At 54.1% G+C, this 8,844-nt stretch carries 7 protein-coding genes; 1 reads left to right on the forward strand and 6 read right to left on the reverse strand.

The features are described from left to right. Positions 1-104: 104 nt before the first annotated feature. The 6 genes from kdpE to kdpF are packed head-to-tail and all read right to left on the reverse strand — an operon-like array spanning position 105 to position 7,870. Positions 105-782, reverse strand: coding sequence for a two-component system response regulator KdpE (gene kdpE, locus HEN33_RS19060; RefSeq protein WP_000186069.1), 678 nt, complete (start codon positions 780-782; stop codon positions 105-107). After that, a complete protein-coding gene (gene kdpD, locus HEN33_RS19065) occupies positions 779-3,463 on the reverse strand; it encodes a two-component system sensor histidine kinase KdpD (protein WP_176263198.1) in 2,685 nt (894 codons plus the stop codon). The genes kdpE and kdpD overlap by 4 nt, the downstream gene beginning before the upstream one ends. After that, positions 3,456-4,028 carry a K(+)-transporting ATPase subunit C gene (kdpC, locus tag HEN33_RS19070; RefSeq protein WP_015953583.1) on the reverse strand — a complete coding sequence of 191 codons (573 nt, stop codon included), beginning with the start codon at positions 4,026-4,028 and terminating at the stop codon, positions 3,456-3,458. The genes kdpD and kdpC overlap by 8 nt, the downstream gene beginning before the upstream one ends. Before the next feature lie 8 nt (positions 4,029-4,036). After that, positions 4,037-6,085 carry a potassium-transporting ATPase subunit KdpB gene (gene kdpB / locus HEN33_RS19075; protein WP_176263199.1) on the reverse strand — a complete coding sequence of 683 codons (2,049 nt, stop codon included), beginning with the start codon at positions 6,083-6,085 and terminating at the stop codon, positions 4,037-4,039. Positions 6,086-6,107: 22 nt separating this feature from the next. Beyond that, entirely contained in the window at positions 6,108-7,781 is a 1,674-nt protein-coding gene (kdpA, locus tag HEN33_RS19080; protein WP_176263200.1) for a potassium-transporting ATPase subunit KdpA, read from the reverse strand. Next, the gene (gene kdpF, locus HEN33_RS26430) at positions 7,781-7,870 is read right to left on the reverse strand and encodes a K(+)-transporting ATPase subunit F (RefSeq protein ID WP_001272653.1); all 90 of its coding nucleotides are present in this window, start codon (positions 7,868-7,870) and stop codon (positions 7,781-7,783) included. Before kdpF ends, kdpA begins: the two co-directional genes overlap by 1 nt. A gap of 311 nt (positions 7,871-8,181) precedes the next feature. Here kdpF and HEN33_RS19090 point away from each other — a divergent pair, with 311 nt between their 5' ends. Beyond that, entirely contained in the window at positions 8,182-8,388 is a 207-nt protein-coding gene (locus tag HEN33_RS19090) for a YbfA family protein (protein WP_000424924.1), read from the forward strand. The last annotated feature ends 456 nt before the right edge of the window (positions 8,389-8,844 follow it).

Here is an 8,844-nt window from a genome sequence, read left to right on the forward strand (position 1 = left end):
TATAAAATATTGAATTGTTATTTTTGTGTGTTGTTTAAGATAAAAAGCCGTATTTATTATTACGGCTTTAATTAATAAAAGACAGGATATATTAAAATTAACATTCAAAGCATAAACCGATACCCAATACCGGTTTCAGTAATGAAATGGCGAGGCCGAGCCGGATCCTGTTCCAGTTTTTGTCGCAGATGCCCCATATATATACGCAAATAGTGGCTGTGTTCGACCGCATTTGGCCCCCACACCTGGTTGAGGAGCTGGCGCTGGGTGAGCACTTTTCCGGCGTTGTTGAGCAGCACGGCCAGCAGGCGGAACTCAATCGGTGTGAGGTGCACCTCTTCCTCGCCGCGGTGGATTACGCGGGCGGCTAAATCGACGGTAACATCAGAAAATTTCACCACCGGATCGGGAGCGGCGGTGGCGGAGTGGCGGCGTAAAGCAACGCGCAGACGGGCCTGTAATTCGCCAATACCAAATGGCTTACTCAGGTAATCATCCGCTCCGGCATCCAGCGCGGCGATTTTGTCGCTTTCTTCGCTGCGGGCGGAAAGCACAATTACTGGCACCGCGCTCCACTGGCGCAGGTCGCGGATAAACTCAATCCCATCACCGTCTGGCAGGCCGAGATCGAGAATAATCAAATCTGGCTTACGGGTTGCCGCTTCCAGCAAGCCGCGTTGCAGCGTTTCGGCCTCAAAGACGCGCATCCCATCGCCCTCCAGCGCTGTGCGCAGAAAGCGACGAATAGCCTGTTCATCTTCAACAATCAGAACGTTTGTCACATATCCTCATGAAATTCTTCAAGTTCAGGGGCAGTTTGCTGGGGAAGTGTAACACGAAAACAGGCACCACCTTGCGGTCGGTTGAACGCGGTAATGGTGCCGTCGTGTACATCCACAATCGCCCGACAAATTGCCAGCCCAAGCCCAACGCCCGGCACCGCCGACTCTTTATTTCCACGAGCAAACTTATCGAATATCGCCTGCTCCAGGCCTTGTGGAAGACCGGGGCCGTTATCCCAGACATCCAGTTGTAGATTTTCGCCCTCAACGTGGGCATCGATACCAATTTCGGCCTGCGCACCCGCGTATTTCACCGCGTTCTCCAGCAGATTAATCAGCACCCGTTCAAAGAGTGGCCCGTCAACGTGGATTAAGGTCAGCGGTTCTGGCAGAGAAAGATTGATGGGCGAGGATAAACCCGGTTCCAGCATTTTCAGCGCGCTGCCGACCACTTCTTCCAGCGTTAACCACTCTTTCTTCAAATTAAAGCCGCCGGACTGAATTCGCGCCATATCCAGTAGATTATTCACCAGTCGGGTCGTGTTCAGCACATGCTGACGAATCTCGCTGGCCTGGCGGGCGTGAGGCGATCCTTCGCTTGCCAGATCGAGCGTTAAGATTTCTGCCTGACCGAACAGCACCGTAAGCGGCGTGCGTAAATCATGCGAAAGCGCCGCCAGCAGGGCGTTGCGGATCTGTTCTCGTTCGCTTGCCATCCGCGCCTGTTCTTCGCTGGCGGTCAGCGCCAGGCGTTCCAGGGCATTGGCAACTAACAGCGTGAACGTCTCCAGCAGGCGTTGCTGTTCCGGGATCATCAACTGGCGCAGATTCCCCGGTTCCACCACCACCAGCCCGTAGGTTTTCTCACCGCTTTTTAACGGCAAAATCTGGTATGGCACACCGGGTAACGTGTCGGTGCCCGCGCCCGCAGGCAGGCCTTTATCAAAACTCCACTGCGCGATGGCATCGTCCCACGGCGTCATTCCTTGCGGATGTGTCAACGGCTGCAATTTGCCGTTGTCATCGGGCAACAACACCTGACTGCGGGCATGAAACGTGGAAGCAATAAATTGTTCGCTGGTGGCGGCGATGTCCTGCGGACTGCGTCCCACAGCCAGAGCTTTCGACATTTCATATAAGTGTCGTGTGCGTTGCTCGCGGTAACGGGCTACCCGCGCCTGATAACGTACGCCAGCAGTAAGATTCCCGATCACCAGCCCGACGGTTAACATCACCGCGAAAGTCAGCAGATACTGCACATCAGAGACGGCGAGCGTGCCGCGTGGGGCGATAAAAAAGAGATCGAAACTCACCACATTAATGACGGTAGCAAGCACCGAAGGCCAGCGTCCATAAAATAGCGCCACCACCACCACGCCAAGCAGATACAGCATCACCAGGTTGGCGGCATCAAACGCCATCAGCCACTGCATGGCAATTAAGGTGATAACGGCACATAACGCGGCGGCAACCACGCACCCCTGAATCTGTACCCGCCACTTGTCTTTAAAAGAGCGGCTATCCGGCGCGTTATTAAGCGGGCGGGCGGGTGGTTCATCAAGCGCGACCAGCACCTGATCGAGATCGGGGGCGATGCGCGCCAGTCGGTCAGCAAACGTTTCCCGACGCCACCAGCGGCGCGAGGCCGGGCGACCGAGAATAATCTTGCCGAGATTATGTTCACGGGCATAACGCACTACGGCTTTTTCTTCCGCCGGATCAGAAAGTGTTGCTGTCTCCGCGCCCAGCTCCTGCGCCAGACGTAAGGCGCTGAGAATTGCCCGACGTTTTTTCTCCGGTAAGCGATGCAGGGCAGGGGTTTCAACATACACCGCGTGCCAGACGCTACCCAGCCGTGACGCCAGCCGCGCCGCCGCGCGGACCAGTTTCTCACTACCGATGTTATGCCCGATGCATAAAAGGATCGCGTCGCGCGTGTGCCAGACTTTCTCTTCGCCAGGATGCCCCCGCCAGGCGCGCATTTGTTCATCTACGCGATCGGCAGTACGGCGCAGTGCCAGTTCGCGCAGGGCGATCAGATTGCCTTTGCGGAAAAAATGTTCAATGGCGCGCTCCGCCTGCCCGGCAATATAGACTTTGCCTTCTTTCAGCCGCTGGCGCAGATCGTCCGGGGGCAAGTCCACCAGCACCACGTCGTCGGCAGCATCAAAAAAAGGATCGGGCACGGTTTCCCGTACCTGAATTCCGGTGACGCCACTGACCACATCATTCAGACTTTCCAGATGCTGAACGTTGACGGTAGTGAAAACATCAATGCCTGCTTCCAGCAGCTCTTCAATGTCCTGCCAGCGTTTAGGATGACGAGAACCTGGCGCATTACTGTGCGCCAGTTCGTCCATTAAGATCAGCGCCGGACGGCGGGCGAGGGCGGCATCGAGATCAAACTCGCTGATATGCCGCCCACGGTACGCCTGGCGTTTTAGCGGCAGAACAGCCAGCCCTTCCAGCATTGCGGCGGTATCTTTCCGTCCGTGAGTTTCAACCACGCCAACCACAATATCCAGCCCTTGCGCCCGCAGTCGCTGGGCTTCTGCCAGCATCGCCCAGGTCTTCCCGACGCCTGCACAGGCACCGAAAAAAACTTTCAGCTTCCCCCGATGCGGCGCGGCAGTTTGTTCCAGCAGACGATCGGGGTCGGGACGTAAGGGTTCGTTATTCATCAAGCTTATCCAGCGCCAGATTGAGTTCGACAATGTTGACGACCGGCTGGCCGATATATTTCACCAGCGGTTGTTGGCTATATTTTGCGATCAGCTGCGTGAGCTGTTCAACGCTGAGATTACGCGCTTTCGCCACGCGAGGAATCTGCCAGGCCGCCGCTTGCGGGGTAATGTTATTGTCCAGCCCGCTTGCTGACGCCGTCACCAGTTCAACCGGAACGCTCGTGCTGGCGTCCGGGTTAGCGGCCCGTAATGCGGCAACGCGTGCAGCGATTTGTTTATCCAGCTCAGGGTTACTGACCGCCAGATTGCTCCCGCCAGAAGCCTGTGGATTATAGGGCATTTCTGCCGTTGCCGACGGGCGACCATGAAAATAGCCGTTGCCGGTAAAATTCTGCCCGATTAATGCCGAGCCGCGTACCGTATCACCTTCGCGAATCAACGAACCATTGGCCTGCCAGGGAAACCACCATTGCCCCAGCGCGGTGGTCAGCAGCGGGTAAACACCGCCAGTAATCAGTAACAAAAAGAGAAATGTTGATAATGCCGGACGTAATCCACGCATGGTAAACCTCACACCAGACCGCAAACGGTCAGCAGTAAATCAATGACTTTGATACCAATAAACGGCACCAGCAGCCCACCCAGACCGTAAATCCATAAGTTACGGCGCAACATGGCAGAAGCGGTAAGCGGTTTATAACTCACGCCTTTTAACGCCAGGGGAATCAAAAAGACGATAATCAAGGCGTTGAAAATGACCGCACTGAGAATGGCGGAGTCGGGCGAATGCAGGCGCATGATGTTCAGCGCATTTAACTGCGGATACGTTGCCGCGAACGCCGCCGGAATAATGGCGAAGTATTTCGCCACATCGTTGGCGATGCTGAAGGTAGTGAGCGAGCCACGGGTCATCAGCATCTGTTTGCCAATATGCACCACCTCGATCAACTTGGTCGGGTTAGAGTCGAGATCCACCATATTGCCCGCTTCTTTCGCCGCCTGAGTGCCGGAGTTCATCGCTACCGCGACATCTGCCTGTGCCAGCGCCGGAGCATCGTTGGTGCCGTCGCCGGTCATCGCCACCAAACGGCTTTCCGCCTGATACTGACGAATTAACGCCAGCTTGGCCTCCGGTGTCGCTTCGGCGAGAAAATCATCGACGCCCGCTTCCGCGGCAATGGCGGCGGCAGTCAGACGGTTATCGCCAGTAATCATCACCGTTTTTATGCCCATTTGGCGCAGCTGGGCGAAGCGCTCTTTAATGCCGCCTTTGACGATATCTTTCAGCGCAATAACGCCCAGCACACGAGAACCTTCCACCACCACCAGCGGCGTGGCTCCCTGACGCGCAACCTGATCGACTTTTTGACCGATATCGGCAGGGAAGTGACCACCGTTAGCCTCAACATGGCGGCGAATGGCATCGACAGAACCTTTACGGATCATACGGTTGTCGATATTGATCCCGCTCATTCGACTTTGCGCAGTAAACGGTACAAAAGTGGCGTGAAGCGACTGCACATCGCGCTCGCGCAGGTTAAAACGCTGCTTGGCGAGGATCACAATACTGCGGCCTTCCGGCGTTTCGTCGGCCAGCGAAGCCAGTTGTGCTGCGTCGGCCAGCGTTTTTTCCTCTACGCCCTGCGCAGGGATAAACTCTGATGCCTGACGGTTACCGAGTGTGATGGTGCCGGTTTTATCCAGCAGCAGGACGTCCACGTCGCCCGCCGCTTCAACTGCACGTCCGCTGGTGGCAATCACATTCGCGCCCAGCATCCGACTCATTCCGGCGACGCCGATCGCTGACAACAGGCCGCCAATAGTGGTTGGGATCAGACAGACCAACAGCGCCACCAGTACCGTTACGCTGACTGCATTACCGCCCCACGCGGAAAACGGCCACAGCGTGGCGGTTGCCAGTAAAAAGACGATAGTCAGGGCAATCAGCAGAATGGTCAGGGCAATCTCGTTCGGCGTTTTACGTCGCTGCGCGCCTTCCACCATCGCGATCATCCGATCCAGAAATGTCTCACCGGGGTTAACGCTGCACTCAATCACCAGCCAGTCAGAAAGAATACGCGTGCCGCCAGTGACGGAGGCAAAATCGCCACCGGATTCACGGATCACCGGTGCCGATTCCCCAGTGATGGCGCTTTCATCGACCGATGCACCCCCTTCAATGACTTCACCATCGCAGGGGATAATATCGCCAGCTTCTACCAGTACGATATCGCCTTTACGCAGTTGATCGGCAGGAACTTTGTCTGCCACAGCGCCATATTTCGGCTCACGCAGCTTGCGGGCAAAGGCAGTTTTTTTCACCCCTTTCAGACTGTTGGCCTGCGCTTTACTGCGGCCTTCTGCCAGCGCCTCGGCGAAATTAGCGAACAGTACGGTGACCCACAGCCATGCGCTAATTGCCGCGCTAAACAGCGCATTGCCAGGCATCGCACCGCTTGCCATCGCGATGCTAATACAGGTGGTCAGCAGACTGCCGATCCAGACGATAAACATCACCGGATTGCGCCATTGCGCCTGCGGGTTTAATTTTTTCACCGCTTCTTTCAGCGCCTGAACGACAAGTGTTGGTTCGAATAGCGCCAGTTGTTTACGACTCATATTCAGTGCTCACTCAATATCATCAGGAGAGATATTCCGCCACCGGACCAAGCGCCAGGGCAGGGATAAAGGTCAGTGCGCCAACCAGCAACACGGTGCCGATTAACAGGCCAACAAACAGCGGGCCGTGCGTTGGCAGCGTGCCGGAGCTGGCGGGTTGGCTCTTTTTACTCACCAGCGAACCGGCTATTGCCATCACCGGGATAATCACCCCGAAGCGACCGACAAACATGCAGAACGCAAGTAAACAGTTCCAGAACGGGGAGTTGGCGCTTAATCCGGCAAAGGCGCTGCCGTTGTTGTTAGCGGCGGATGACACGGCGTACAGCACTTCGCTAAAACCATGCGGGCCAGGGTTGAGCATGGCGCTACGTCCGGCGTCGGTCATCATTGCCAGCGCCGCGCCCATCAGCACCAGCGTCGGGGTGACCAGAATCGCCAGTGCGGTCAGTTTCATCTCGCGTACGTCGATTTTTTTACCCAGATATTCCGGCGTACGACCAATCATCAGCCCGGCAATAAACACCGCCAGCAGAACGAACAGCATCATGCCGTAAAGACCAGAACCGACGCCGCCGAATACCACCTCACCAATTTGCATCAACCACATCGGTACCATGCCACCGAGAGCGGTAAACGAATCATGCATCGCAATCACCGCGCCACAGGAAGCCGCCGTAGTCACGACCGCAAACAGGCTACTGACCAGCACGCCGAAACGGCTTTCTTTACCTTCCATATTGATGCTGCTGTCCGCACCCAGCGTCAGCAGATGAGGATTACCCTGAACTTCTGCCCACATCACCACGCCTACGCAGATGACAAAAATCACCGACATCGCCCACAGCAACATGCGCCCCTGGCGGCGATCGCCCGCCACTTCACCAAAGGCAAAGCACAGCGCTGTTGGGATCAAGAAGATCGCCAGCATCTGCACGAAGTTGGTCAGTGCGGTTGGGTTTTCAAACGGATGCGACGAGTTGGCATTAAAGAAGCCACCGCCGTTAGTACCGAGCATCTTGATCGCTTCCTGAGAAGCTACAGGCCCCATGGGTAACAGCTGTTGCGCTCCTTCAACGGTATTCACCGCCTGATAGGGCAGAAAGTTTTGCAGCGCACCTTGTTGAATAAAAAATAGTGCGATCAACAACGCCACAGGGACTAGCACCCATAACGTGATGCGTAGCAGATCGACCCAGGCATTGCCGAGTGTGCTCATGCTCTGGCGGGTAAACGCGCGGATGAGGGCAAAAATCACCGCAATCCCGCTGGCGGCAGAAAGAAAGTTTTGCACCGTTAAGCCCGCCATCTGGCTGAAATAGCTCAACGTGGTTTCACCGCTGTAAGATTGCCAGTTGGTATTCGTGACAAAGCTGACGGCGGTATTCAGCGCCAGATCCCACGACAGCCCCGGTAACTGCTGCGGGTTAAGCGGTAGATAGTGCTGACCGAGCAACATAAAAAACAGCACCGCCAGCCCCAGCATGTTCAGGCCGAGAATGGCACAGAGATACTGCTTCCAGTTCATCTCACGGTCAGACACGCCAAGTGCGCGAAAAAGTACGCGCTCAACGCCCGTCGTACCAGGAAGAGGAATATCATTAATCAGCCGCGCCAGCCCACTGCCCAAAGGGCGCGCCAGCACCATTAACACCAGTAAAAACGTGGCAATCAGTAAGAACCCTTGCGCAGCCATCAGAACGCCTCCGCATTGATCAGGGCATAAACCAGATAACCCAGTAATAAAAACACCAGCAATACGCCGGTTATCACGCCTGCACTCACAGTGCACCTCCAGTGGCCTAAAGTGATACCGGAAGGGTAGAATTCTGGCTGCAAAGATTTCGCAAAAATCCGCGGGCGGGGTGTAAAAAAAGTATAAAAATGGCAAAAGCCATGATTTAACTAATGGTTAGTATTAATTTAACTTTCATGTAACTTAATTACACGATGAATGTAAATAAACCATCAATAAGCAAAAATAAGTGGTCGGATGAGTAGTAAAATTACACAAAAGGCGGTACTATTTTCATCAGATAAACGAATTCATTTTTCCGGTGCCATTCACCGGGTAGATACAAAAGGGGGAGAAAAGTATGGAACTCTACAGAGAATATCCTGCATGGCTTATCTTTTTACGCCGTACTTATGCGGTTGCAGCGGGCGTCCTGGCGCTGCCTTTCATGCTTTTCTGGAAAGACCGCGCCCGCTTTTACAGCTACCTGCATCGCGTCTGGTCGAAAACCAGCGATAAACCGGTGTGGATGGATCAGGCCGAAAAGGCTACGGGTGATTTTTACTGATAGCCTGCGCGCTTAAGCCAGCCTCGTATCAGGGGGCTGGTTTAGGTGTTCAACATCAACGTCTTCCATGATAATTAACATGGAAGACGTTTCCATCTTGTTATTCATTTCATCACTGTTTTAGCATCAAGTTTCAATAGTATCCTTTCATAGGGCTACCCAGGATGCGTTCACCTTCATTGTCGCTCTAAGCAACTAGATCATCAGAAATCTCCAGTTAGGTTGCATCCTTCCTTACACACTTTCCTGAAACTTCAGGGTAAGGTGAGAAAGCCGCCATCACTTTTTCTTATTCCAGCATCTAAATAAATTCCGAATTTTGCTATTAATATCGCTACCGCAATAAAAAAAGATAGTAAAGAGAGTAATATATACTTTAGTGATATGTTAAGAATAATTGATTGTTAACATATCTAATGGGATAAGATGTGTTTCTGTTAATGAAAATATTCATGA

Origin of the sequence: Escherichia sp. 94.0001 (genome assembly GCF_013369155.2) — a bacterium.
Classification (GTDB): domain Bacteria; phylum Pseudomonadota; class Gammaproteobacteria; order Enterobacterales; family Enterobacteriaceae; genus Escherichia; species Escherichia coli_F.

Excerpts from the sequence above, each read along its gene's own strand:
- kdpD (WP_176263198.1), bottom strand. The coding sequence starts at position 3,463 with ATGAATAACGAACCCTTACGTCCCGACCCCGATCGTCTGCTGGAACAA.
- HEN33_RS19090 (WP_000424924.1), top strand. The coding sequence starts at position 8,182 with ATGGAACTCTACAGAGAATATCCTGCATGGCTTATCTTTTTACGCCGT.
- kdpB (WP_176263199.1), bottom strand. The coding sequence starts at position 6,085 with ATGAGTCGTAAACAACTGGCGCTATTCGAACCAACACTTGTCGTTCAG.
- kdpC (WP_015953583.1), bottom strand. The coding sequence starts at position 4,028 with ATGCGTGGATTACGTCCGGCATTATCAACATTTCTCTTTTTGTTACTG.
- kdpA (WP_176263200.1), bottom strand. The coding sequence starts at position 7,781 with ATGGCTGCGCAAGGGTTCTTACTGATTGCCACGTTTTTACTGGTGTTA.